This window comes from Chitinophaga sp. (assembly GCF_039596155.1).
Lineage (GTDB): Bacteria > Bacteroidota > Bacteroidia > Chitinophagales > Chitinophagaceae > Chitinophaga.
Genome location: NZ_JBCNKF010000007.1, coordinates 189,945 through 215,461, shown reverse-complemented (window position 1 = coordinate 215,461; position 25,517 = coordinate 189,945). Strand labels below are relative to the sequence as shown.

The 25,517-nt window shown below is 45.2% G+C and carries 24 protein-coding genes; 5 read left to right on the top strand and 19 right to left on the bottom strand.

The window, feature by feature from the left end; all coding sequences use genetic code 11:
- Nucleotides 1–75 precede the first annotated feature (75 nt).
- Nucleotides 76–2,181, top strand: a complete 2,106-nt coding sequence (locus ABDW33_RS09465) for a S9 family peptidase (protein ID WP_343689815.1) — start codon at nt 76–78, stop codon at nt 2,179–2,181.
- 472 nt (nt 2,182–2,653) lie between these two features.
- Here ABDW33_RS09465 and ABDW33_RS09460 read toward each other — a convergent pair whose 3' ends face one another.
- From ABDW33_RS09460 to ABDW33_RS09450, 3 genes are all read right to left on the bottom strand, one after another.
- The gene (locus ABDW33_RS09460; protein ID WP_343689814.1) at nt 2,654–2,992 is read right to left on the bottom strand and encodes a tRNA-binding protein; all 339 of its coding nucleotides are present in this window, start codon (nt 2,990–2,992) and stop codon (nt 2,654–2,656) included.
- 357 nt (nt 2,993–3,349) lie between these two features.
- Complete coding sequence (lptC, locus tag ABDW33_RS09455) at nt 3,350–3,904, bottom strand: LPS export ABC transporter periplasmic protein LptC (RefSeq protein WP_343689813.1); 555 nt, start codon at nt 3,902–3,904, stop codon at nt 3,350–3,352.
- Nucleotides 3,905–3,937: 33 nt separating this feature from the next.
- Nucleotides 3,938–4,573 (bottom strand): LON peptidase substrate-binding domain-containing protein, encoded by a 636-nt coding sequence (locus ABDW33_RS09450; RefSeq protein WP_343689812.1) that lies wholly within the window; start codon nt 4,571–4,573, stop codon nt 3,938–3,940.
- Nucleotides 4,574–4,626: 53 nt separating this feature from the next.
- On the opposite strand from ABDW33_RS09450, the gene ABDW33_RS09445 reads away from it, so the two are divergent.
- A complete protein-coding gene (locus tag ABDW33_RS09445) occupies nt 4,627–5,676 on the top strand; it encodes a glycosyltransferase family 1 protein (RefSeq protein ID WP_343689811.1) in 1,050 nt (349 codons plus the stop codon).
- Nucleotides 5,677–5,694: 18 nt separating this feature from the next.
- Nucleotides 5,695–6,738, top strand: coding sequence for a glycosyltransferase family 1 protein (locus ABDW33_RS09440; RefSeq protein ID WP_343689810.1), 1,044 nt, complete (start codon nt 5,695–5,697; stop codon nt 6,736–6,738).
- Nucleotides 6,739–6,813: 75 nt separating this feature from the next.
- Here the strand turns inward: ABDW33_RS09440 and ABDW33_RS09435 are convergent, their stop codons facing one another.
- Nucleotides 6,814–7,686 (bottom strand): glycosyltransferase family 2 protein, encoded by an 873-nt coding sequence (locus ABDW33_RS09435; RefSeq protein WP_343689809.1) that lies wholly within the window; start codon nt 7,684–7,686, stop codon nt 6,814–6,816.
- 50 nt (nt 7,687–7,736) lie between these two features.
- Between ABDW33_RS09435 and meaB the strand changes: the two genes are divergently transcribed.
- Nucleotides 7,737–8,636 carry a methylmalonyl Co-A mutase-associated GTPase MeaB gene (meaB, locus tag ABDW33_RS09430; protein WP_343689808.1) on the top strand — a complete coding sequence of 300 codons (900 nt, stop codon included), beginning with the start codon at nt 7,737–7,739 and terminating at the stop codon, nt 8,634–8,636.
- On the opposite strand, the gene ABDW33_RS09425 is transcribed toward meaB, so the two are convergent.
- Nucleotides 8,593–9,702: a chloride channel protein gene (locus ABDW33_RS09425; protein WP_343689807.1), complete on the bottom strand. Its 1,110-nt coding sequence runs from the start codon at nt 9,700–9,702 to the stop codon at nt 8,593–8,595. The two genes, meaB and ABDW33_RS09425, sit on opposite strands and share 44 nt — an antisense overlap.
- Before the next feature lie 233 nt (nt 9,703–9,935).
- Between ABDW33_RS09425 and ABDW33_RS09420 the strand changes: the two genes are divergently transcribed.
- Complete coding sequence (locus ABDW33_RS09420) at nt 9,936–10,196, top strand: DUF2024 family protein (RefSeq protein WP_343689806.1); 261 nt, start codon at nt 9,936–9,938, stop codon at nt 10,194–10,196.
- A gap of 186 nt (nt 10,197–10,382) precedes the next feature.
- On the opposite strand, the gene ABDW33_RS09415 is transcribed toward ABDW33_RS09420, so the two are convergent.
- The 14 genes from ABDW33_RS09415 to ABDW33_RS09350 form a co-directional block, all read right to left on the bottom strand.
- On the bottom strand, nt 10,383–10,595 hold the full coding sequence (locus ABDW33_RS09415) for a hypothetical protein (RefSeq protein ID WP_343689805.1): 213 nt from the start codon (nt 10,593–10,595) through the stop codon (nt 10,383–10,385).
- A gap of 112 nt (nt 10,596–10,707) precedes the next feature.
- Entirely contained in the window at nt 10,708–11,277 is a 570-nt protein-coding gene (locus ABDW33_RS09410) for a DUF420 domain-containing protein (RefSeq protein ID WP_343689804.1), read from the bottom strand.
- Nucleotides 11,278–11,374: 97 nt separating this feature from the next.
- Nucleotides 11,375–12,055, bottom strand: coding sequence for an SCO family protein (locus ABDW33_RS09405; protein WP_343689803.1), 681 nt, complete (start codon nt 12,053–12,055; stop codon nt 11,375–11,377).
- 222 nt (nt 12,056–12,277) lie between these two features.
- Nucleotides 12,278–12,688, bottom strand: a complete 411-nt coding sequence (locus ABDW33_RS09400; protein ID WP_343689802.1) for a cytochrome C oxidase subunit IV family protein — start codon at nt 12,686–12,688, stop codon at nt 12,278–12,280.
- 45 nt (nt 12,689–12,733) lie between these two features.
- Nucleotides 12,734–13,408 (bottom strand): cytochrome c oxidase subunit 3, encoded by a 675-nt coding sequence (locus tag ABDW33_RS09395; RefSeq protein WP_343689801.1) that lies wholly within the window; start codon nt 13,406–13,408, stop codon nt 12,734–12,736.
- Between the two features lie 31 nt (nt 13,409–13,439).
- Entirely contained in the window at nt 13,440–13,997 is a 558-nt protein-coding gene (locus ABDW33_RS09390; RefSeq protein WP_343689800.1) for a cytochrome c oxidase subunit 3, read from the bottom strand.
- A 33-nt stretch (nt 13,998–14,030) separates the two neighbouring features.
- Nucleotides 14,031–14,939, bottom strand: coding sequence for a heme o synthase (gene cyoE, locus ABDW33_RS09385; RefSeq protein WP_343689799.1), 909 nt, complete (start codon nt 14,937–14,939; stop codon nt 14,031–14,033).
- Nucleotides 14,940–15,059: 120 nt separating this feature from the next.
- Nucleotides 15,060–16,895, bottom strand: coding sequence for a cbb3-type cytochrome c oxidase subunit I (locus tag ABDW33_RS09380; protein ID WP_343689798.1), 1,836 nt, complete (start codon nt 16,893–16,895; stop codon nt 15,060–15,062).
- A gap of 119 nt (nt 16,896–17,014) precedes the next feature.
- Entirely contained in the window at nt 17,015–18,052 is a 1,038-nt protein-coding gene (locus ABDW33_RS09375) for a cytochrome c oxidase subunit II (protein ID WP_343689797.1), read from the bottom strand.
- Between the two features lie 73 nt (nt 18,053–18,125).
- Complete coding sequence (locus ABDW33_RS09370; protein ID WP_343689796.1) at nt 18,126–19,334, bottom strand: quinol:cytochrome C oxidoreductase; 1,209 nt, start codon at nt 19,332–19,334, stop codon at nt 18,126–18,128.
- A 42-nt stretch (nt 19,335–19,376) separates the two neighbouring features.
- Nucleotides 19,377–20,039, bottom strand: a complete 663-nt coding sequence (locus ABDW33_RS09365) for a cytochrome c (RefSeq protein WP_343689795.1) — start codon at nt 20,037–20,039, stop codon at nt 19,377–19,379.
- A 78-nt stretch (nt 20,040–20,117) separates the two neighbouring features.
- Entirely contained in the window at nt 20,118–20,717 is a 600-nt protein-coding gene (locus ABDW33_RS09360) for a DUF3341 domain-containing protein (RefSeq protein WP_343689794.1), read from the bottom strand.
- Between the two features lie 60 nt (nt 20,718–20,777).
- Nucleotides 20,778–22,265 carry an NrfD/PsrC family molybdoenzyme membrane anchor subunit gene (nrfD, locus tag ABDW33_RS09355; RefSeq protein ID WP_343689793.1) on the bottom strand — a complete coding sequence of 496 codons (1,488 nt, stop codon included), beginning with the start codon at nt 22,263–22,265 and terminating at the stop codon, nt 20,778–20,780.
- Nucleotides 22,266–22,394: 129 nt separating this feature from the next.
- Nucleotides 22,395–25,493, bottom strand: coding sequence for a TAT-variant-translocated molybdopterin oxidoreductase (locus tag ABDW33_RS09350; protein ID WP_343689792.1), 3,099 nt, complete (start codon nt 25,491–25,493; stop codon nt 22,395–22,397).
- Nucleotides 25,494–25,517 lie beyond the last annotated feature (24 nt).

Genomic DNA, 25,517 nt, shown 5'->3' with positions numbered 1-25,517 from the left:
TCTTCTTTTTGAACCTTATATCAAGAAAATCCGGCTGCTAGCGGCCGGATTTTTAATTTACAACAAATCCGATCTATGCAATTACGTCACTTCACCTGCTGCATGGCAGCCCTGGGCCTCCTATCCGCACCATTGTGTGCCCAGGACAAGAAAGACCTTACCTTCGAGCAGATCTGGAAAAATGCCCCTTCAGGCGTTTCCAGACCCTTACCCAATGTAACCGGTTGGGCAGATGACACCCACTATATCGAAATACGCAACGGCAAACCTTACAAAATAGATGTAAAGACCGGTGACGCTGCCGATTACGCCGCCGGTGGCATCTCCGTATCCGTACAAAATCACGACATTATCTATACCGCTGCTGATGGTACTACTACACAGCTCACCAATGACACGCTCACGGAGAAAAACCCGACCATCTCTCCCGATGGAAAATATGTAGCCTTTACCCGCCACAATGACCTGTATAGCGTAGAAATAGCCACTAAAAAGGAGACCCGCTATACCAACGATGCCAGTGACGTGGTATACAATGGCTATGCTTCCTGGGTATATTATGAAGAGATCCTGGGCCGCGCCTCCCGCTATCGTGCTTTCTGGTGGAGCCCTGATAGCCGCTATATAGCTTACATGCGTTTCGACGACACACAGGTACCCGTATTTCCTATCTATAGCGAAAAAGGTCAGCATGGCTTTACGGAAAATACCCGTTATCCAAAAGCCGGCGACAAAAACCCGGAAGTCAAAGTAGGCGTAGTCCCTGTAACAGGTGGGGCTACTACCTGGGCCGCTTTTGACGAAAAGGCAGACCAATACTTCGGTACCCCGTTCTGGACAAGCGATAATCACCTGTGGTTACAATGGATGAACAGGGGACAGGACAACCTGAAAATCTACGACGTCAACCTGACCACTGGCGTTAAAAAAGAAGTATACGACGAAAAACAACCCACCTGGATCGATTGGAAAGATGGTATGACCATCCTTGAAAAGGGTAGGGGCTTCATCCTGCAGAGTGATAAAACCGGCTGGTCACACCTTTATTGGTACAATATGGATGGCTCCCTGAAAAAACAACTGACATCCGGCAACTGGACAGTGAACTATACTGTAGCCCTCGATGCTAAACAGGAACAGGTTTATTTCGTAGCACGCAAAGAACATTCTACCCGTACAGACCTCTACAAGGTGAATATGAACAATGGTGCAATCACACGTCTTACTTTCGGAGATTACCACCATACCACCACTGTAAGCCCACATGGCGACTACTTTATTACCAGCTATTCCAACCTCACAACGCCTACCCGCTTAGCACTGCTGGATAATAAAGGCAAGATGATCCGTGAACTGGGTGACAGCAAAGGCGCTCAGTTAGGTGATTATAACCTGGCACTCCCCAAATTAATGACTTATAAGACCCGTGACGGACTAACCCTGCCAATGACGGTGACCATGCCACTCCATATGCAGGAAGGCAAAAAGTACCCCGTGCTGATCAGCATCTATGGAGGACCTAATGCCGGTACCGTATATGACCGCTGGAACCTGAACCTGACATCACAATGGTGGGCAGAAAAAGGCGTCATTCAGGTGGTGATTGATAACCGTAGCTCGGGACAACTGGGTAAAATGGGCATGAACTACATCCATCGTAAGACGGGGATTTATGAGATCGAGGATTATATGGACGCCACCCAATGGCTCCGTAGCCAATCTTATGTAGATACAAACAAGGTATGTATAACCGGAGGCAGTTTTGGGGGTTACATGACCTGTATGGCCCTGACCTACGGCGCTTCTGTATTCAATTATGGCATGGCGAACTATTCAGTAACTGACTGGCAACTATACGACAGCCATTATACTGAAAGATACATGGATTCGCCCGCCGAGAATCCGGAGGGCTATAAGATCACCTCGCCCATGAACTACCTGGATCGCTATAAGGGCCTGATCAGGATCGTACATGGCACGATGGATGACAATGTGCATATGCAGAACAGTATCCAGCTAATTAATACGCTGGAAGACATGAATAAGCATTTTGAATTTATGTTATATCCGGGAGAACGTCATGGGTGGAGAACCAGTATCAAGATGAGACATAGTGATATGGAAATGTACCGGTTTATCTATCGCTACCTGCTCGAAGAACCGTTCCCGGCAGCGTTATAAAAAAAGAAACGGGGCTGCAAGACTACAGCCCCGAAAAATTTTAACCATATCTTTATTGAAAAACCTATACCAAAGGTGGGCTTATTTTGCATACGTACAAAACCCATTCTGGTGAATGCTATATTTTTGTTTGGGAACGTAATAAAAAGGAAGTTAAACGTACCTGCTTTTGAAGGTGAAAACAGGTTTTGGAGGGGTGAACGTAAAAGATGAGCCGGTATGGCGGAACCTGCCTAAAATATAGAAGGGCGGTAAGAATACCGCCCTTGTAATAATTTTAACCATATCCTATGAAAAACCTAAGTCAAAGATATAGTCTACTTAATTGAGTTATCTTCCCATTTCCGTGAACGTTATAAAATAGTTCGTAAAACAGTAAGAATGAATAGGTCAGCAGATATATGTTTAATAATATAATATTAATTAATTTTTAAATTGTAATTATTCTTAATTACTAGTTAAAATCCTGTCATTAGCCCACCTGTAGACCATTCTGCACTGTCCTGTCTGGCTGTAACAGTACTACTTCTTTGTCCGCTCCTACTACACCCAGTACCAGGCATTCGGAAAAGAAATTGGCTACCTGTTTTACCGGGAAGTTCACGACGGCGACTACCTGCCTTCCGATTAATGTTTCTTCAGTATATAATTTGGTGATTTGTGCAGACGAGCGCTTAATGCCCAGTTCAGGGCCAAAATCGATTAATAACTGGTAAGCCGGGTTCTTTGCCTTGGGAAAGTCTGCTACTTCAATAATAGTTCCTACACGAATGGCTACCTTCTCGAAATCCTGCCAGGTGATCTGTTCCATAATATTATGATATTGAAGGCTTAAGATAATAAAAAAAAGGCGGTAAGAGTACCGCCTAATAATTTAACCATATCCTATGAAAAACCTATTGTAAATATAGATCGTCAATTTCGTAGAAAAACCTGCCATTTGGTGAATGTTATATTTTTCCCGGTGAATGCAGGATATAGAGATTTTGTGCACACATGTCAGAGTATCATTATATTATAAAAAACTTGGTTGTATTCACATACTTAATGGCATGGTTCTTGCGTTTTTATAAAGACAAAATTTTAGGTTAAAAATAGGTTAAAGCGAAACGGCCCATCATTGCATACGCAATGATGGGCCGTTGTCGTTAAGTAAGCTTTGGTATCGTTAATTCAGCATAGTCGTATCCTGTACCACAAAAGGACCTGTCGGGTGCAGGATGGTATAGTCAGTAAAATCCTGGTTGGAAATCAACCCTGTACCATATAAGGTATCTGTTTCCGTGCTGATCCTCACCGGGGTTTTGGAAATAAATTGTGCTGTCCTGGAATCCCAGTCCAGCTGTTCACAATCCAGCCGCTCTCCTTTCTTATTGACAACTACTACGTGATCTTTGAGAAAAATGTTTCCGTCAGTCTCAAAGTATTTTCCATAACGGGCTGTCAGTGTACTCTCTACAGTCAGGCTATCGCTGTAAAACAATACCTTCAGGCCATTATTAAACTCTACGTAGACCGGCACTGCCAGATGACGAATCATGGTAGGGGCTGTCAGATTGGCTTTTACGTGGCCATGCTGACTGTACAGGGAGTTGATTTGCTTCCCTTCCTCTACAGCGGTGGCTTTTTTATCCAGGTTCATTACAGCCTGCATATCGTTTTCACACGATGTGGCAGCTATCAGAACCCATAGAAACGCTAAACGCGTAATGATTTTCTTCATATAAGTACTTCGGGCAGCAAAATTATACAATTCCTACATATCACCTGCTGACAGGTTTCGGAAATGCCCGTTCAATTTCACCCGATCCTTCAGCCGTTCCATTTCTGCCATTACAGGCACGACTTTGAGCAGGTGTCTTTTCAGGTATTCCAGTCGCTGCTGTTCCTGGAACAGATGGAGCAACTCGTACTCCTCATGCAGCGATAAACCTGCATGGTGGGCAATATCGTAGGAGAGGAGGTCTGCATCTTCCTTTTTAAAGCTCTTATTCACCTGCAGCAGGTTGTGCAGCTCTCTCAAAGCCTGTAATACCTGTTTCTGTAACCGTTCGTTCGGGTTCATACGATTCTCCGGGTAATTTACAATGGCGCCTGAATAGAGCTTGTCTGGAATAGATTTTATCACTTCCAGCACGCGAAACACGTTGGTACCTCTTGTTACTACATCCAGCTCGCCGCTTTCGTATGACTTTTCCACGCGTACCACTTCTACCAGGGTACCGTACTCTACTATCTTATTATCGATTACAGATGGAATTCCAAAAGGTTTTTGTTCTGCTATACACTCCCGGATCAGCTGTTTATACCTGGGTTCAAATATGTGCAGATTCAGCTGTTCCTCGGGGTATACCACAATACCTAAGGGAAATATTGGGATGAAATTCGTCATGGTTTCTAAATTATAGAATATATCTTTAACCCCAAATATTCGCATCCACTTATATGCCACAACTGTTATTTGACTGTGAGAAAATGAAAAATCCCAATACAGGACTTTTTGAATTCTGTAAACAACTGGGATTTGCGCTACTGAAAAATAAAGCGGCAGATGAGGAAATGATATATTATGTTCCTAAACAGTACCAGGGCTTCTTTGGAGATAATGCTACTTATAAAAAGAAAAATTCCCTACATAAATTCTGTATTCCACCGAATATAAAACCAGATATCTGGCATACTACCTTCCAGAGTTCCAGGTATATGCCATCAACAGGCCGGTCTAAAAAAGTACTGACTATTCATGACCTTAACTGCATTCATGAAAAATTTCCTCCCCAAAAAATAAAGCGTATTCTACATTCAGTACAGGATAACATTAACCGGGCGGATCATGTTGTAACCATTTCACAATTTGTAATGGATGATGTGAAAACGCATTTGCATCTGAAAGACAAACCTGCCAGCGTAGTATTGAATGCGGCCCACATAGAAGCATATCCGGATTTCGATGCACCGGCTTACCGTCCTGCTCAGCCATTCCTCTTTACCATCGGCGGTGTCAATGCCAAAAAGAACTTTCATGTATTACCACCATTACTAGTCGGTAATGACTATGAACTGATCATAGCCGGACCTGTTTTTGATGAGTCTTACAAGCAACATATAATGGTGACAGCGCAGAAACATGGTGTTGCCGACCGGGTAACAATTACGGGTGCCATTTCTTATCCGGAGAAATACTGGTACCTTCGTCACTGTGCAGGGTTCCTGTTTCCTTCTATTGCCGAAGGTTTTGGACTGCCAGTTATAGAAGCAATGACCTTGGGAAAACCATGTTTTCTTTCTAACAAAACCAGTTTGCCTGAAGTAGGCGGACCGCTTAGTTACTATTTCCAGGATTTTGAACCTGCTCATATGCAGGAAGTTTTCAATAACGGGATGCAGGATTACCAGAAAAATAATCCTTCAGCAGCAATAAAGGCACATGCAGCTCTGTTTAGCTATGATAATACAGCCAAGGGCTATCTAAATGTATATCGCAGCCTTTATTAAACTCAACTTTCACTTTTTATGCACCGCATCGGTCTGGATTTTGAAAAATTAAAGTATCCACACAACGGGCTTTACACCTTCTGTTTACAATTAGGACAGCGACTTTTGCAATTACAACAGCAGGATGAACAACTGTTGTATTACATGCCTGGCTCCTTCACAGCTTTCGACGGACGATTTGAAACGATCCCCTACAAGTGGTATGACAGGTACTTTTTCCGTCCGTCAAAGATGGATGTGTTTCACGCCGTTCATCAGACAGGTAATGTATGGCCCAGAAAGCAGGCAAAGCGCGCATTGGTCACCATTCATGATCTGAACTTCCTGGTGGATGACCGGTTGAAAAACTGGCAGAAAAAACATCACCTGCGGCAGATGCAGCAACAGGTGGATGAATCGGACCTGGTAGTGTCCATTTCCAGGTTTACACTTGGTGTGATCAGGGAGCATATCAACGTACCAGACAATAAATGTCAGATCGTATACCAGGGTTCTGAAGTAAAGCAATTTCCCGGGTTCGATACACCAACGTATAAACCACAAAAGCCTTTCCTGTTCTCTATCGGGATGCTGACACCAAAGAAAAACTTTCATGTACTGCCATCATTACTTGTAGGGAATGATTATGAGTTGATCATTGCCGGCAGACAACAGGGAGACTATATCAAAAAGATTGAAGCTGCTGCTGCGGAACTGGGTGTAAGCAATAGATTGAAGTTAGTAGGAGGCATTTCGGATGAAGAGAAATACTGGTATTACAGTCAGTGCCTGGCATTCCTGTTTCCTTCGCTGGCAGAAGGCTTTGGTGCACCTGTGGTAGAGGCGATGCAATTTGGTAAACCGGTGTTTTTATCTGATAAAACCAGCCTGCCTGAAGTCGGCGGCAAGGTAGCCTATTACTTCCGTGACTTTGCGCCCGAAGCCATGCAGGATGTTTTTGCGAAAGGACTGGAACACTTTGTCAGCAATGATCTTGCCGGTGCGGTAAAAAAGCATGCACTGCAGTTTAGCTGGGATGCCAATGCAAAAGCATACTTTGATCTGTATAGAAAACTCTACTAATACGGTACTTGCCGGCCATAGGTCGCAGCCATAAAAAAAACGCTTTTGCTCATGGCAAAAGCGTTTTTTTTATGGCTATATCTTCTTATAATTTCTGTAATCGAACAATCTCTTCCCGGTCCTCTTCTCTATCCAATAAAGAATACTGTCTTTAAAATCAAACTTCTTCCTGCTAATATCATGTTCAAACTTCCAGTTCTTCTCATCAATTCTTGACTGCATTACCTGGGGATGTGTGCCCTTAAATACCTGCAGGCTATCTACCTCTCCGTAATCAAATGCTGAAATATTTACCCGCTTCTTCATCTTCTCATCATTCGATCCATTATACAACTGGAATGAATTATTCAATTTCCTTGCCTGCGCCTCCGGGTCTTTTACCCATCCGTAATGATAGATGTGTGCATCAACCGGCTTCACATGTAGTTTCTCTCCCTCCCTTCTAAAGCCTTGCGCATCACGGTAAGAAGAGATCTTCCTGTCATTCCTGATCACCCTGATCTCGTGCTTATACCACACCCTGGAGTCACCTATATAATCATAACTGCCAAAGAAGTGCATATATTCGAATAACAATCCCTCTACTCTCTTATCATCTTTATATTTTTCCATGGCAGCCCTGATAGCAGGATAATCCTGTTCATGCACCACCTCATCCGCCTGAATATAAAAACACCAGTCTGCATCGGAACTCACATGCGCAAATGCTTTGTCTGTTTCCACAGCCAGGATACGACCCCCCTCTTTCAGTGAATCATCCCACACAGAATGCGTGATCTTAATTTTAGGAGAATCAATAGACTGAATGAGGGCCAGTGTACCATCATCAGAATCACCTACACTTACAATTACTTCATCGCACAGTGGCAGGATCGACCTGATAGATGCCAGTACTGGATAGTCATATTTTACGGCATTGCGAACAAAAGTGAATCCGGCTACTTTCATATAATACTTATATTGGCTGCGAAGATAATCCGTTATTCGTAATTTAGAAGATGCGTTCTCTACTGACAGCCCTATTGCAGGGCTCACCAAGGGCATTGGCCCGATGTATTACCCTGGTGGAAAATGAAGCCAGCGGATATGAAGCGCTGCTGACAGACCTTCCTCCCAATCATCATACCCGGGTGATCGGTATTACCGGCCCTCCGGGTGCGGGTAAGAGCACGCTTGTAAATGGCCTGATCGAATTGTTGCTGAAGCAGGGAAAAAAGGTAGGTATCATTGCTGTAGATCCCAGTTCTCCGTTCAATTATGGCGCTTTACTGGGCGATAGGGTACGCATGGCCCAGCATTTCAACAACGACCATGTCTTTATCCGGTCCATGGCCAGCAGGGGAGCGCTGGGCGGATTAAGTCCAAGGATCATCGAAGTGAGCGACCTGATGAAAGCCGCGGGTTTCGACTACCTTTTCATAGAAACAGTAGGGGTGGGGCAGAGTGAGGTTGAAATAGCGGGAATTGCTACCACTACCATCGTCGTGGTGGTTCCGGAAGCCGGCGATGAAATACAGACCATGAAAGCAGGACTCATGGAAATCGCAGACATTTTTGTAGTCAATAAAGCAGACAGAGACAATGCGGATACCTTCGTAAAAAACCTGCGAATACTGGCGCATAGCCGGGTACAGGAAACAGCCGTTTTAAAGACAGTCGCAACTACCGGCGCAGGCCTGGAAGAACTGGTGCAAGCCATTGATATTCACCAGGCGCAACTGACCCAACATCCTGAAAAACATGCGCAGCTGCTCACTGAAAAGGCATGGCAATTACTACAGCGCCAGCGGATGAAGGTGTTTAACCGGCAGGAATTGTTTCAGCAGATCAAAGCAGCGATGGAAAAAGAAGACTTTAATTTATATCGTTTCTTACAAGCATCTTACGGAGCAAAATAGCTGGTATGACCGCTACCAGGACCGGAACAATCACCATCCACTGATGCGTTATTTCCAGGGAGAGAATAAGCGCTCCAAATACAACCGGCAGCCGACCGCTGAGTAAAGCTGCGATACCTGCTACTGCAGCCAGGCCTGGTGTGATGCCAGACGTCCCTGTCACCAGGCAGATCAGGAATACACTTCCCATTCCCAATGCGCCACCAATCAATATCAATGGCGAAATAATCAATTCTCTTCCGGGTGTACCGGTACCGGCGGCGAGTATCAACATGGCCATTCGTACCAGCGATAATCCGAGCAGGATCTGCAAATTCACGGTTCCGGCAGCTAATTCCGGAATAAAATTATAGCCTGTTCCCAATCCCTCCGGTCGCTGCCAGCCCAGGTATCCGATAATAACGGCAGCCACTGCCGGCAACCATACGCGCTGATACTTTACCCGCTCCAGCAACTTCGTCAGCCATGTCATCAGGATGCCCAAAAGAGATACGATAATGCCCGCTACAAAGTAAATATACAATGTGTGTAAGTTCAGTTGAGGCAGGTCCTTCAGATAGAAAACCGCTTCCCAGCCGCGCCACAGGAAAATTAATCCGGCACCTATTGCAGCAGCCAATGCCACCATCGCCAAATTCGCGAACGATAACGTTACCAGGCCCAATTCAAAAACCAATACCACAGCTGCTACTGGTGCCTTCATCAGACATGCCAGTGCAGATGCCACCACTACTGCTTTAAGTAAGTTCCTTTCCCCCAATACAAATAAACCACTCGTCAGGATTCCTTCTGCTCCAAAAGGAATACCTGTTCCGGTCATAATGATTCCACTGAGGGGAGTGATTGCTTTTTTCCCGAACTTTATGAACAGGACGCCTGCGATCGCCCCCATCACAGGCACCAGGATGATCCATCCACCCAGTCCGGAGTCACTGATATCAGGCGCTTCGAAACTGACTACTCCTAAAAAGCAGATCCAGCTGACCGCATGGGTGATCAGGGTGATACATTGTACAGCTGCCGCTCCAACCACCGCAGCAAGCACAGCCAGGCTTATGTTCTTCATTCTTAACTTCCAATTATGTTAATGACTCGTTAACAAAAAAGACTACTTATTTAAGATCATTTTAATTCCTCATTTATTACAAACTAATAATAAAATTATTACACTGACAATTGCTTGTTCATTTTTAATGAGTAGTCGCTAGTCAATAGCATGTTAAAAATTTCCTGCCATATATACCCCTCCCTACTTTTGTGCGACCTAGATTACTGTTATTGATTATTAATATCATATCCATGGAAGTTGCTATTTTTGACACCTATGTGAAGCGCCGTGAAGGAGGCTATATGCATTTTGATATCATTGTCTCTGCCGATACTAATTACGAGAGCGTCCTCACTTTTGGTAATGCTTATCTGAAATCGCGTTCACTTGCTGCCCCCATTATTTCTTCCCGTGATTGCAGGTTCTGCCATATGCAGGAGACTGTTCCTTCCTGGGAGAAGAATATTCAGCAGCAGGGTTATCACATTTACGAATTAGAAGGTTGCAGGTAGAATTATAAAATTATTCATTTTGCATTATTCTACGTAGCTGCCGTCCCTTTCAAATGCCGAAAGCATCTGTAAGGGGCGGTTTTTAGTTATAGTTTCCCACCGGCCGTAAAGAACAGTACGTTGCCTGATACACAAAAGGCTGACCATTGCTGATCAGCCCTTTGCTTATGATGAATGTAATAGTAATTACGCCTGTTGTCTGTTATTCCTGTAATAACGAATACCCAGAAATGCGATGATAATGAGTGGCGTTACTGCCAGCATCAGAATACCTGCATTCAGGCCCTTTGCAGGTCCTTCTCCTAGTTGCTGTGCTGTCTTGGTACAAAGAGAACACTGTGCCATGGTATTGATGCTCAGGGCCAGGAGTACGACTGCTATTTGTCCAATCTTTTTCATACCACGAATTTACTGAATTTAATTTCATTTGCCTTTGGCAGATGATGTAAGGGAGGGGCATTTTATTGGAAAAGAAATACAAGGATTCTTTTGCCTGACAAGGTTGCCGGAATCAATAATAAGGCGAGATCATCACATAAACAATCACACCGGTCACTGCCACATAAAACCAGATCGGCCAGGTGATTCTCGCAATCTTCTTATGCTTTTCAAAGTCATTCTGGAATCCACGCAGCAATGTAAACAACACCAGCGGAACAATAATACCCGCCAGTACAATATGCGTGATGAGAATAAAGAAATATACATATCTCAATCCACCTGCGGCGGCTTTCTCTGCTTCTGTTACAATGTAATCATGGTTCACATCACCAAACATTGTAGACTTCACGAAGAAGTGATACGTCACATACGATACCAGGAAGATTGCTGACAATGCAACTGCAATCAGGTTGGCTATTTTATGTGCCTTTATGTGCTTTGTTTTAATGAAATACAGGCTCGCCAAAAGCAACACTGCCGTTGCTGAATTCAGCGCTGCATGGAACAGCGGCAATACCGTTACATTGAACCCTGCTTCCATATGCTGACGTGGCAGGAACATCAGGAGTGCCACTACTACCGGTATTGCGATGGATACTATTGCAATAGGCAGGTTTAGATTTTTGTTTGTAAGACTCATATCCGGATATTTAAAGCAAAAAAAGTGAAACGGCAACGCTATTGTTCAGCGTCCACACATTTCACTTTCTTACTTACTTTTCATTTTTATAATTTACTTATTCAGTGCCTGGATTCAATATCCTCTTCAGGAAGGGAGGACGATTCTTTGCTTTCTCCAGGTGCAATACTGCGATATCATTTGCTATCTGACGGATCACATTACTATCTGTTCCATCATAATATCCCCTGATATGGCGGTCCTTGTCCAGTAAGATCAGCTTTTCTGTATGAATAAAATCATCTGGTCCGCCATCACCATCCGTTACGCTCACAAAAAATTCGTGTCGGGCCAGATCATAAATATCCTTTTTGCTACCTGTGAGCAACCACCAGTTGTCCGGATTGATACCATGCTTCAACCCATACTGACGTAAGGTTTCCGACGAATCTCTTTCCGGGTCTACTGTCAGCGAAAACAGTTGCAGCAGCGTATCGCTTTTTATATACGCTTTCTGCAGCCTTTCCAGATTTGACATCATAACAGGGCAAATACTGGGACAGCTGGTAAAGAAGAAATTGACCAGCACCATTTTGTTAGGCACATCATGCAGGGATACCTGCTTGCCCATCTGGTCAGTAAACGTGAAATCCTTTACTGTATGGTAGATGGTATCGTATGTTTTCTTCCCATCTTTGATCACCGTATCTACACGCTCCGCCACGTAATGGCGGGGGAGTGGTACTGCATCTTCCCGATAGTGATCTACTATCAGGTAGCCCACCAATGGCAACAGCACGGCGAGTACTAATCCTAAAAGTCCTTTCTGTGTGATGGCGTATGGTATTAAGTGTGAATAAAAAATTACGCTTTACAATATCCGCATCGCTGGGGATCATGTAAAGCGTAATAGTATAAGTAGTGATTAACTCATTTTCGATTGAAAGCCGGCCGCAGACATAAACAGGCAACGGGCCATTTTTTATCAAAATACTAAATGAGGCAATACCAGTAATCTGAATTATTCGTGATGTCCACCCTCATGCTCGATCACCTGCACTTTCTCTGCTGGTTTTGGCGTACCTGGAGCCAGGTCTTTACGCATGTTCTTCCAGGAATCACCATCAGCGAGGAAAGCGATGATAAACCAGACAAACAACAGCAATGGCATCAGGACTGTCATGATCAGGTTCTTGATCTCGTGGCCAAGGTGCATGAATTCTGCTACGATAAAGAATGCCTTTACGATAGTCAGGATAATGAACAGGGAGTTTACCGGTAATTTAGGCCAATGAAATTGCATGTGCGCCAAAGCGATCGCGATTTCGAAAACGGTGATACCTAATAAAATCCAAAACGTTCTCCAGATGGTCTTGGTAGAGCTATCTGCTACGTGAACGTCCTGACCTGCGTCTGTATGTGTATTTGACATGTGTTCTCTTTTTAAAATTCCAATTTACTAAATTCTCAATTCCGATTAGAGCAGGTAGAAACAGGTGAATACGAATACCCAAACCAGATCTACAAAGTGCCAGTACAGACCAACCTTCTCCACCATTTCGTAGTGACCTCTGTTCTCATAAGTACCTTTCAGTACATTGGACAGGATAACGATGTTCAGGATCACACCGGAAGTTACGTGCAGACCGTGGAAACCGGTGATTGTAAAGAAGAAGTTAGTGAAGTTGCTGGAAGCAGCGGTACCATCAGCATTCAGGAAAGGATTTTGACCCCACCATGCACCTTCGTGCCACAGGTGTGTCCATTCCCATGCCTGGCAGCTCAGGAACGCAATACCACCGATGATTGTCCAAACCAGCCATTTCACTACGTCTTTCTGACGACGCTGGTGACCAGCATGTACAGCCAAAACCATGGTTACAGAGCTCATGATCAGAATGAATGTCATCAAGCTCACAAATCCCATTGGAATGTGTCTTTCACCCATACCTGGGAAAGAACGGAACACTTCGTTAGGGTCAGGCCATGAAGTACTCATGAAACGGATAGTTCCATATGATATCAACAATGCTCCAAAAGTGAACGCATCTGACAACAGGAAGTACCACATCATCAACTTTCCGTAGCTCACATTAAAAGGAGAATGTCCCCCGGACCACCATTTTTTCTTCGCTGTAACTGCTGTATCCATTGTTTGTTTTGTAAATTAATTTTTAGAAAGTTTATCTGGCGATACTCAGAAAAATCAAGAGGTAAATCCACAGAATGTCTACAAAGTGCCAGTATGTAGAAGCTACCTCAATTGGAACTGAACTATAGCTTAATACTTTTGTTCTGAAAGCCCTGCCAAACATGATCAGTAAAGCAACCACACCGCCCAGTACGTGCAGCAGGTGTACACCTACTATCACATAAATGAAGGACGCAGATGCCGGACCATTCAAAGGTAGTCCTCTCGCTGTCATCTGTGAAAACCCAATCCATTGACAAACCGCAAAAGCTATTCCTAATACGGCGGTCAGCGTGATCAGCTGTTTGTATGCCTGCATATGTCTGTTTCTGAACTGCCTAACAGCCAGCTGAATAGTTACACTACTAGTCAGGATAACTGCTGTACTTGCCCAGAAGATCATAGGCAGATCGAACGTGATCCAGTTTGCTTGCGATCGCTTTACAACATACGCACTGGTAAAACCAATAAACATCATGGTGATACTCCCCATAGCGATCCATAGGGAATATTTGTGTGGATGTATCTTTTTGCGTTGTTGTAAACTCATTGCCTGCATCACTATTTTGTCTTTAAAACCTTATTAAATGTTATGCACTTTATCTGCTAATAATGCCAGCTGCATTATTGTGAGGTAAATGTAAGAACCAAACATCAGCTTACGCGCTGCGGGTGCATCACATTTCCTGTACAGATTGATTGCACGGTAGAGGAAGAAGAGTGTAGCCAGCAATACGATGATTGCCGAAATACCACCACTTACTCCAAAGAGGTACGGAAGAAAGCCTAATGGGATCAGGAGGAAGGTATACATCACTGCCTGAATAGCGATCATCCTGTTTGGCTCTGAACCGTTTGGTAATAATTTGAAACCGGCTGTTTTGTAATCATTATGCCCGATCCATGCAATTGCCCAGAAGTGAGGGAACTGCCATACGAACTGCAAGGCATATAATGACCATCCGCCAGCGCCCAGTTCATCAGCTCCTGCTGCCCAGCCAATCAATAATGGCATCGCTCCCGGAATAGCTCCCACCAGTACTGCCAGTGAATTCCATTTTTTCCAGGGTGTATAGATAAATGCATACACTACCAGCGATAGGAGACTCAAACCAGCGCTCAGCCAGTTGAATGCCCATGCCATGATCAGTACCCCGGAGATAGCTGTTACAAAGGCCAGTACCCTGGCTTCAGTTTCTGACACACGACCTGAAGGCAATGGCCTTACGGCTGTACGCTTCATCAGCTTGTCTGTCTCTACTTCGATTAACTGATTGATGGTATTTGCTGAGCCGGACACTAACAAACCACCGGCAAATAATTCAATGATCTTAATTAACGAAAACTCCACTCCAGGTACAAGGAGATATCCTACTACACTGGAGAACACAACCATAAAGGTCAGGTTAAACTTCATCAGCTGAGAATAATCCTTCACTTTACTGGTCACAGCATACGACAACGACAATTTTATGGAGTTTTCTCTTATCATTTCTTCTTAGTCCAATTCTGTGATGTGTGCGCTTTCACAGGGGTCCAAAAATATCAATCTTCACTTTTGTTTTGGAGTTGTCCTCCCTTTTTGGAGGGGAGGACAACCGGCAGGTCAGGATTAGTGACCGCCATTAGCTTTTTCAGCATCAGTCAGCGGAACGGTCTGCGGAATGAAGTCCTGACCATCCTTGCTGTAGTCATAAGCCCAACGGTGAACTTCCGGGATCTCACCAGGCCAGTTACCGTGACCAGGATTGATTGGAGTAGTCCATTCCAGTGTAGTTGCGCTCCATGGGTTCTGGGTAGTTAATTTACGACCCTTGAAGATGCTATAGAAGAAGTTGAATACAAACAGGAGCTGTGTAGCGAATACCAGGATCACCACGATAGAGATGAAGTGGTTCAGGTCAGCGAACTGTTTGAAAGACTCCCAGGTAGAGTAGTCATAATACCTTCTTGGCATACCCACCAGACCTTCATAGTGCATTGGCCAGAAGATCAGGTAAGCACCGCACAGGGTGATCCAGAAGTGGATGTAAGAAAGGGTATTGTTCATGTAACGGCCGAACATTTTCGGGAACCAGTGGTAAACACCGGCGAAGGTACCGAAGAAGGCAGATACACCCATTACTATATGGAAGTGCGCGATTACGAAATATGTATCGTGCAGGTGAATATCGATAGAGGAGTTACCCAGCCAGATACCAGTCAGACCACCGGAGATGAATGTGCTCACGAAACCGATAGAGAACAGCATACCAGGTGTAAAACGGATGTTACCTCTCCAGATGGTAGTGATCCAGTTGAACACCTTGATCGCAGATGGTACTGCAATCAGCAATGTCAACAGTACGAAGAAGGCACCAAGGAACGGGTTCAGACCAGTTACGAACATGTGGTGTGCCCATACCAGGAAGGCCAGGATAACGATCGCGAACATGGAACCCACCATCGCCAGGTAACCGAAGATAGGTTTGCGGGAGTTCACCGCCATTACTTCAGATACCATACCCATTGCAGGGAGGATGATGATATATACTTCAGGGTGACCCAGGAACCAGAATAAGTGCTGGTACAGGATAGCAGAACCACCTTCGTTGCTCAGTGCTTTACCTGCTACGAACAGTTCGCTCAGATAGAAGCTGGTACCACCGTGGCGGTCGAACAGCAGCAGGATGAAACCTGACAGTAATACAGGGAAGGAAAGTACACCCAGTACGGCAGTGAAGAAGAAGCCCCATACAGTCAGTGGCATCTTGGTCATCGTCATACCTTTGGTACGCATGTTCAGAATAGTAGAGATATAGTTCAGACCACCCAGCAGCTGAGATACTACGAACAGCGCCATAGCAGCCAGCCAGAGGTCCATACCTATTTTAGAACCGATAGAAGCATCGCCCAGTGCACTCAGTGGAGGATAAGAGGTCCAACCACCAGAAGCAGGACCGGTCTGTACAAACAGGGAGCTCATCATCACCACGCTGGCCAGGAAGAAGAACCAGTAGCTCAGCATGTTCATGAAAGGAGAAGCCATATCGCGGGCACCTACCTGCAGAGGAATCAGCAGGTTGGAGAAGGTACCGCTCAAACCGGCAGTTAATACAAAGAATACGAGGATTGTACCGTGCATGGTTACCAATGCATAGTACGCTTCGTCTGTAATACGGCCACCTTTAGCCCAATGTCCCAGTATGCTTTCCATCCATGGGAAAGTAGCATCGGGGAACCCCAGTTGCAAACGGAACAGTACGGAGAAGAAAGCACCAATGATAGCCCAGATGATACCGGTAATCAGAAACTGCTTTGCGATAGTTTTGTGATCAAAGCTGAAAACATACTTCGAAATGAAGCCGCCTTCATGGTGCTCATGATCGTCATGACCATGGCCATGATCGTGCGCGTGGGCGCCGTGCATAACCTCCTGTTGACCGTGCAATGTTGCTTCGTTACTCATAATCGGTGCTGTTTATATAAAACTGATGTGCGTTCAGTTTTTCTTACAATTATTTTAAATGTCCTGTGCGTCTTGTGTGCGTCTAAAAATATTTTCTCTGGCTACAAATTGCGCTTACACTATTTCTTAGCCACTGCTTTTTGGGTGCTATCTGCTGCAGGTGCTGAAGCTGGAGCTGGAGTTGTGCTCTCATGCGCTACATCGTATTGCGCTTTCTGTTTTGCAGCCCATGCATCGAATTCTTCCTGTGTTTCCACCACGATATTTGCTTTCATGGAGTAGTGGCCTTTACCACACATCTGGTCGCAGGAGAGTTCGTACACGTAATCAGGATTGTCTGTCTTTTCTTTCATTTCCTTGGTGGTGAACTTAGGCGTTACCCACAGGGTGGTAGGGATACCTGGAACAGCATCCATTTTCATACGGAAAGCAGACAGACCTACGTCATGGATTACATCACGGCTACCGATGATGAACTTCACTGGTTTGTTAACTACCAGGTGAATTTCTGTGGCCATGAAGTCATCTTTATTCAGCTGATCATCCCAATCCTGACCTACAGGATTGTTTGCATCATTGATGTTTTTGAAGAATTTACGACCGAGCTGACCGTCTTTACCAGGGTAACGAACCAGCCAGTTGAATTGCTTACCGGTTACTTCTACTACCATTGCATCTTTTGGTGCATCGGAAGTGAGGCGGAACCAGTGTCTTAACCCGAATGCTACCAGAATGGTCAGTGTGATAGCAGGAATTACGGTCCAGATCAATTCCAGTTTATTGTTATGCGGGAAATAGAAAGCTTTCTGGCCTTCTTTTTCCTGGTACTTGTATGCGAACCAGAAAAGGAGGATCTGGGTGATAACGAAAACGATACCAGTGATAACCAGTGTCCATTTAATCATGCTGTCGATACCTTCACCCTGAACAGATGCTGATTCAACACCAATTTTACCTTTCAGTAATTCATTACAGTAGTAAACACCTATCAGGCCTACCACCAGGAACACGATCATCAGGAAGCCGTTCACCTTGTTAGATTGCTGGCGCGACTTCTTTTCTCCCTTTAATATCGACACATATTCGCTGGCCTTCGCAATCTGGAAGATGACTACGAATATGAGCACAACTACTAAGACTGCTAAATATCCTGACATTGCTATTTTGAATAATTATGTTATCTAATGCTTTACGATTTTACCTAAATCTATCTCGCGGTATTATTGCCAATTAAGCCTGGTGTATAATACTTTCTTTCAGATAAGGGTGGTTCTTTGGAACCAGCGGAGCTTTAGTCAGCTGTCTTGATACCAGGAAGATGATCAGACCAACGAAACCTACACCTATACCTAATTCGAACCAAGGGAATACCAGGTGCTGATAAGTACCAGGACCTACCATCTGCCAGAAATCCATCCAGTGACCACCGATGATCAGTACAGTGATGAAAGTCATAGAAGACCAGTTACGTTTAGTATCCTTGCTCATCAGGAACAACAGCGGAGTGATGAAGTTGATGATCAGGTTCAGGAAGAAGATAGGTCTCCACTCACCCCACAGGCGAGGTTTGAAATAAATAATTTCTTCAGGCATGTTAGCATACCAGATCAGCATGTACTGGGAGAACCAGAGGTATGTCCAGAAGATGCTGAAACCGAAGGCAAGTTTACCCAGGTCATGCAGGTGTTCTTCGCTTACGTAAGGCAGGTGGCCCTGACGTTTCAGGTAGATCACCCACAGTGCGATCAGGGAGATACCAGATACCCAGCTGCTCACGAAGGTATACCAGCTATACATAGTAGAGTACCAATGTGCATCGATACTCATCAACCATAACCAAGGGGTAGTAGAACCTACGCTCAGTGCATAGATAACTACGAAGCCACCGCACATTACAGTATTTCTCCAGAGGATGCGTTTGCCGCTTTCTTTAGAGAGATCCCATGTATCTTCTTCGAGAGACATGTTGCGGAGCTTGATAGTGAACAGGATCCAGAGACCGATAGTCAGAACCGCTGCTACTGTGAAGAAAGTTGGGTTGAGGAACGCGGATTTCCAGCTCAGGATCGGATCGTGAGCTACGTGTTCTTTGTCAAGCCAGTGGTAAATATGACCAGCTTTTCCGTAGATCAGGCACATCAGGATCACGAAGAAGATAATACCTAATACAGGAACAGCCATTGAGATCGCCTCCGGTACGCGACGGAAAGCAATCTGCCAGCCACCATGTGCCAGGGTAGTGGCACCAATAAAGAAGGTACTGGCTAATACTACAAGTAGAAAGAAAGAGCTGTTCTGGAGGAGGCCAGCCCAGAAACGTGTGGAGCCATGCTCACCACTAAATGCGAAAAATCCGATCAACAAAGTCAGCAAGCCAATCCCCATTAACACGAAGCTGGTCGTCTTTAATCTTGCCGGTACTACAAATTGGTCCTTCATTACTGTATATTAAAATACTTGATTAATGCTAATTATATTCAATTACTTATGTGCAGTGCTGTCTGAAGCAGGCGCCGCTGCTGAAGTTTCAGCCGGTGCTGCTGCAGGTTTGGTAGTTGCATCACCATCTACCAGGGTAGGAGGGTTTGCACCGCCGTTCTGTACACTGCGGATATAGGCAGCAATTTTCCAACGCTGTGTTCTATCCAGCTGGCTGGCGTAGCTACCCATCACGTTGTAACCATAAGTCATTACGTGGAACAGGCGACCTTCGCTGTAGCTGGCTTTTGCACCACTAGCCAGGTTGGCAGGAGCTGCTACATAAGGACCAGTTCCGTCCTTATACAGTGGACCATTACCATCCAGCTTAGTACCGTGGCAAATACCGCAATAAATATTGAATAAACGTTTTCCTTCCTCCAGATCCGCTTTCGCCAGAATCAGTGGATTTTTAACACCGTTAGCTAACGCAGTATCTTCTGCTTTCAGATGGTAAGGCAATAACTCTCCTCTTTTCACGGTGCCATCTACAGGTTTCATAGATGATACCTTCTCGTTATAGAACTCATAAGCACGGGATTCGTACATGTCAGGCATGTAAATCCTTCCGGGCTTTCTGTTATTCTCTCCCCTGTTGCATGATACCGATACCAAAGCTCCACTTACCAAAGCAGCTGCGATCAATATGTTGGAAGTCCTTTTCATCTGTTTATTATAATTCAAGCTTATATTCTGTATAACTTCTCTGTAAGTCTGCTTTACAGTGAAGTCTTAAATCGTTGTTTACGCGTTTACAGCAGTCTGAGCGTTCTTGTACAGGGTAGGCTCATCATCCTGATCGAAACGACCGTACCACCATCCTGCTTCTGCACGCTGCTCGTTTATTTCTAAACCGCCCGCCTGTGCAAGAAGTGCTTTTACTTCTTCGGCGTTTGTTTTAGCAGTTACCTCGATCGCCATTACGAACAGGTCATCTGTCTGACGTGGATGGAAGATGTGTTTTTTCACACCTGGCATTAGGTTACACAGGTAGCAGAAAGTCATTACCATACCTACCGCAGCGAACAATACTGTCAACTCGAAGGTAATAGGAATGAACGCCGGTAATGGGAAGTGTGGCTTACCACCGATGTTCAGCGGCCAGTCTGAAGTAAAGATCCAGCTCATGCAGGATAATGCTGTTGTAGTACCACAGATACCATATATGAAACCGGCAGTATGCAGGCTGGTTTCACGAAGACCCATTGCATGATCAAGACCATGCACCGGAAATGGTGTGTACACATCATGGATTTTGTAGCCCGCAGTTCTTACTTTTTTAACTGCCGGAAATAATACCGCCTCATCATCAAAACTTGCTACAACGAAATTTTTAACCGCCATATGTTTAAAAAAATTCTAAGTCTAAAATGTCTATGTCCAGATTTCTTACAGCTATCAATATTAATTGTGCGCTGCATGTGCTACGGCATGACCTGCATGTCCGTGGTCGTCATGATGATGAGCATGATCGTGAGCGAATTGCTCATCGGACAGTGGCTCAAGTTTCTCCATGTTGTCTCTCTTGAAGCTTTCGCCGGTAGTCTTCAGTACGAACTTGATTTCAGCTACTGCAATTACCGGGAAGTATTTAGCAAACAGGAAGAAGCAGGTGAAGAACAGACCGAAGGTACCCATGTAGAAACCAACTTCTGGCCAGGATGGACGATAGTAGCTCCAGCTGGATGGCAGATAGTCACGATACAGGGAAGTACAGATGATTACGAAACGCTCGAACCACATACCGATGTTTACAATGATAGACATCACGAAGGTTACAACGATGTTTCTTCTCATTTTACGGAACCAGAATACCTGTGGTGTGATTACGTTACAGGTCATCATGATCCAGTAAGACCAACCCAGCGGACCCGCTGCGCGATATTTATAGAATGTTGCAAACTCGTAAGGAACTGCTGCATACCATGCCATGAAGAGCTCAGTCAGGTAAGCACAACCTACTACAGAACCGGTCAGTACGATTACCTTGTTCATGGCTTCCATGTGGCCCATGGTAATGTAATCTTCCAGACCTAATACTTTACGTACAATGATCAGCAGTGTCTGTACCATTGCAAATCCGGAGAAGATCGCACCCGCCACGAAGTAAGGAGGGAAGATGGTAGTATGCCAACCAGGTATAACCGAAGTTGCAAAGTCAAAAGATACGATAGTGTGTACAGAAAGTACCAGTGGAGTAGACAGACCTGCCAGTACCAGGGACAGTGCCTCATGACGCTGCCAGTGTTTTGCAGAACCGGTCCAACCGAAAGATGCTACACCATACAGCAGCTTGCGCAGTTTGGTCTTTGCCCTGTCACGTACAGTTGCAAAGTCAGGCAGCAAACCTGAATACCAGAACAGCAGAGATACTGTAAAGTAAGTAGAGATCGCAAATACGTCCCAGAGGAGGGGAGAGTTAAAGTTCACCCACAGCGGACCGCGTGTATTTGGATAAGGCAATACGAAGAAGGCCATCCAAACACGACCCATGTGGAAGATTGGGAACTGACCGGCACACATTACCGCGAAGATCGTCATCGCTTCTGCTGCACGGTTTACCCCGGTACGCCATCCCTGGCGGAACAGCAGGAGGATCGCAGAGATCAGCGTACCCGCGTGACCAATACCTACCCACCATACGAAGTTGGTAATATCCCAACCCCATCCAATTGTTTTATTCAGGTTCCACACCCCGGTACCGTAATAAACTTCCCAGGTTACGGAGAATACACCCCATAACAACAGCGCTACGGAAATGAAAAAGCCTACATACCACAGTTTACCAGGCTTCCCTTCAATAGGACTGATGATATCTTCAGTTACCTGGTGGTAATTCTTCTCCCCATCAACTAATGGTTCTCTTAGTGTGGATTCGTACTTTAAATGCATAATTCTTTAAGCTTTTACCCCTAACCTTGACTTGCGCTTCAGAATAAGGAGCTTTTATTGTTCTAAACTTAAAACTTTATCTCTCTGTTAATCTTTCGTTCTCTTTAGCAAAAAGCCAGCTTTCGCTGACTATGCTTCATGATGAGCAGCTTCTTTCTTCTCACCTTCTGCCTTAGGCTCAGCATCTTTGTTTCTGATCTTAGCCAGGTAGTTGATGGAAGGCAGTACGTGCAGTTGTTCCAGTACATAGTACATTCTGCTCTTCTGCTCTTCGTTACGCACTTTATAGATACGGCTTTCCTTATCGTTTACGTTACCGAATACGATTGCATCTGCAGAACAAGCCAGCTGACAAGCAGTTCTTGCTTCGCCATCCTTCATTGGACGACCCGCTTTCTTAGCTGTCAGTTTAGCATCCTGTAATTTCTGTACGCAGAAAGAACATTTTTCCATTACACCACGGCTACGAACCACTACATCCGGGTTCAGTACCATACGTGTCAGGTCATCGTTCATACCACCTACATCATACAGGTTGTTAGCGAAGCTATCTGCACCATTCCAGTCTCTCCAGTTGAAGCGACGTACTTTGAACGGACAGTTGTTTGCGCAATAACGAGTACCGATACAACGGTTGTAAGCCATCTGGTTGATACCTTCAGAGCTATGGTTGGTGGCTGCTACCGGACAAACGTTCTCACATGGAGCGTTGTCACAGTGTTGACACAGCATAGGCTGGAACACTACTTCCGGATTGTTCTCATCACCGCTGAAGTAACGGTCGATGCGGATCCAGTGCATTTCGTGCGCCTTGATCACCTGTTCTTTACCAACTACTGATACGTTATTTTCAGCCTGACAAGCGATGGTACAAGCACCACAGCCGAAACAGGTGTTCAGGTCAATTGACATACCCCATTTGATCCCCTGGTATTGGTGAACATCCGGGTAGAGTGTACCATTCTTAACGAAGTTGCTGGTAGAGTCGTGTGGATTTTTCGGATCGTAACCGAATTGATCCAGTTCTTTCCTGTCTTCATTTACTTCCTCCGGGTTCTTGATGAACTCTTCGAGGGTAGTTTCTTTGATGATAGGACGACCTTCGTAACTGTTGTGTGTTTGAGTTACACCAATTTCGTAAGTCTGGTTTGTTTTTTCTACTGCTACTTCAGGAGAGAAGTAGTCGCGGGTGGTACCATTGAAGCTTACAAAGTTGTAAACGTTCTTACCTACACCAGCAGCAGCTTTACCTGCGTTGGCGTTACGGCCATAACCCACTGCGATAGCGATCACGTCAGGGTGAATACCTGGCAGGATCAGCAATGGTAACAGTACTTCTTTACCATTTGCTTTTATCTTCAGAACAGTCTTATCGTTGTTGATTTCGTAATCATCACCCAGCTCAGAACCGAAAGTTTTAGCGAGGGTGTTAGAGATTACAGCGTAGTTATCCCATGTAGCACGGGTGATTGGATCAGGCATTTCCTGCAACCATGGGTTGTTGGCTTCCTTACCGTTACCAATTGCTACTTTTTCGTACAGTACCAGTTCCAGTTTGCCACCTTTCTTAGCGCTGTTGATCTTAGCAGCTGCATCAGCTACATTACCAGCAAAAGCAGCACCGCCTAAAGCAGGCGCAGTAGCAGGTTCGATCACACCGTCCTGCAGTGCTTTATCCCATGCTTCCTGGCTACCCAGTTTAGCAATCCACTCATTCTTCAGGAAATCTTCCCAGGCAGTTGTGTTGCCACTCCATGCCAGGAGGGTTGCTTCGAATGCACGTGTTTTGAACAGTGGTGCGATGGTAGGCTGTATGAAGGAGAAATATCCGGTGCGGCCTTCAGCATCACCCCAGCTTTCGAGGAAGTGGTGAGCAGGAGCTGCGAACTTAACGTTCTCGGAAGTTTCGTCTTTGTGGGAGTTGAAAGAAACGGTCAGTTTGGTTTTCTTCAGACCTTCAGTGAAAGCCTGTGCATTGTAGTAGTCGTAGCTAGGGTTTACACCGTAGATGAACAGACCGCCCACAGTACCTGCGTTCAGATCTTTCACCAGTGTTTCCATGTCGCTATCGATACCCTGACGGTAGTTTACAGTAGCGTTCCAGTCGATAGTTGTACCGTTCGCACCGATCTGGCTGTTGATCGCGTTTACGATGATCTGTACGTTCACATCGTTGGAGCCTGCTACTACGATGGCTTTACCATTGTTAGCCTGCAGGGCTTTAGCGGCTTTCTGTATACCTTCTGCCAGGCGCTTGTCAGCAATGGCAGGAGCGCTTACTGCACCACCTACTGCATTCAGCAGGGCGAGGGCAACAGCACCGGTTTCAGAAGGCTTGTGTGTATATCTTTCGTCTGCGTTCGCACCGGTTACACTCATCATGCTCTCGAAGTGGAAATGTTTGCTCATTTCCGGCTTCTTCTCATCGATTTTACGTGTAGCACCGTATTGCTTCGCATATTCAACCGGGTTTAACCAGGTACCCAGGAAGTCAGCGTTCAGGCTCACGATCACTTTGGCATTCTCAAAGTGGTAAGCAGGAAGCGTGCGCTTGCCATAAGAAGCTTCGTTCGCCAGCAGCATACCGGAGTAAGAAACTGCATCGTAAGTTACATGACGGAAGCCTGGATATTTTGCCTGGAAACCAGCGATTACTTTTTTAGTAGAAGGGCTGATGATAGTAGAAGTCAGCAGTACAACCGGAGCACCACCCAGACCAGCGAGAGCAGCACCTACCTGTTTGTCCAGTTCGGACCAGGTAGTTTCAGCGCCTGCGATCGTTGGGAAACGCAGACGGGCCGCATCGTACAGGCTCAACACAGAACCCTGTACCCTTGCAGTAGAGGAAGTACCAGTGATAGAAGACAATTCGTTACCATCCACTTTAATTGGACGACCTTCGCGGGTTTTCACCACCAAAGGAACGAACTCACCATCAACGGCATATGTAGAAGCGTAGTAGTTAGGTACACCTGGAGTGATTTCTTCAGGCTTATTTACATAAGGTATTGCTTTCTTCACAGGTATCTCACAACTGGCAGCGATGGTAGCCGCTGCAGTGGTGAACCCCAGGTATTTCAGGAAGTCCCTGCGTGGGGTAGTAGCATTCAACAGGCTTTCACTCTCCTCAAAAGGCAGATCCTCTCTGAATTCGTTATTCACAATCTCCTGATGTTCCTTGGTATTGTGCAACTCCTCCAAGCCTTTCCAATACTTTTTTTGCTCCATGTTATTTATACTAACGAGTTACGG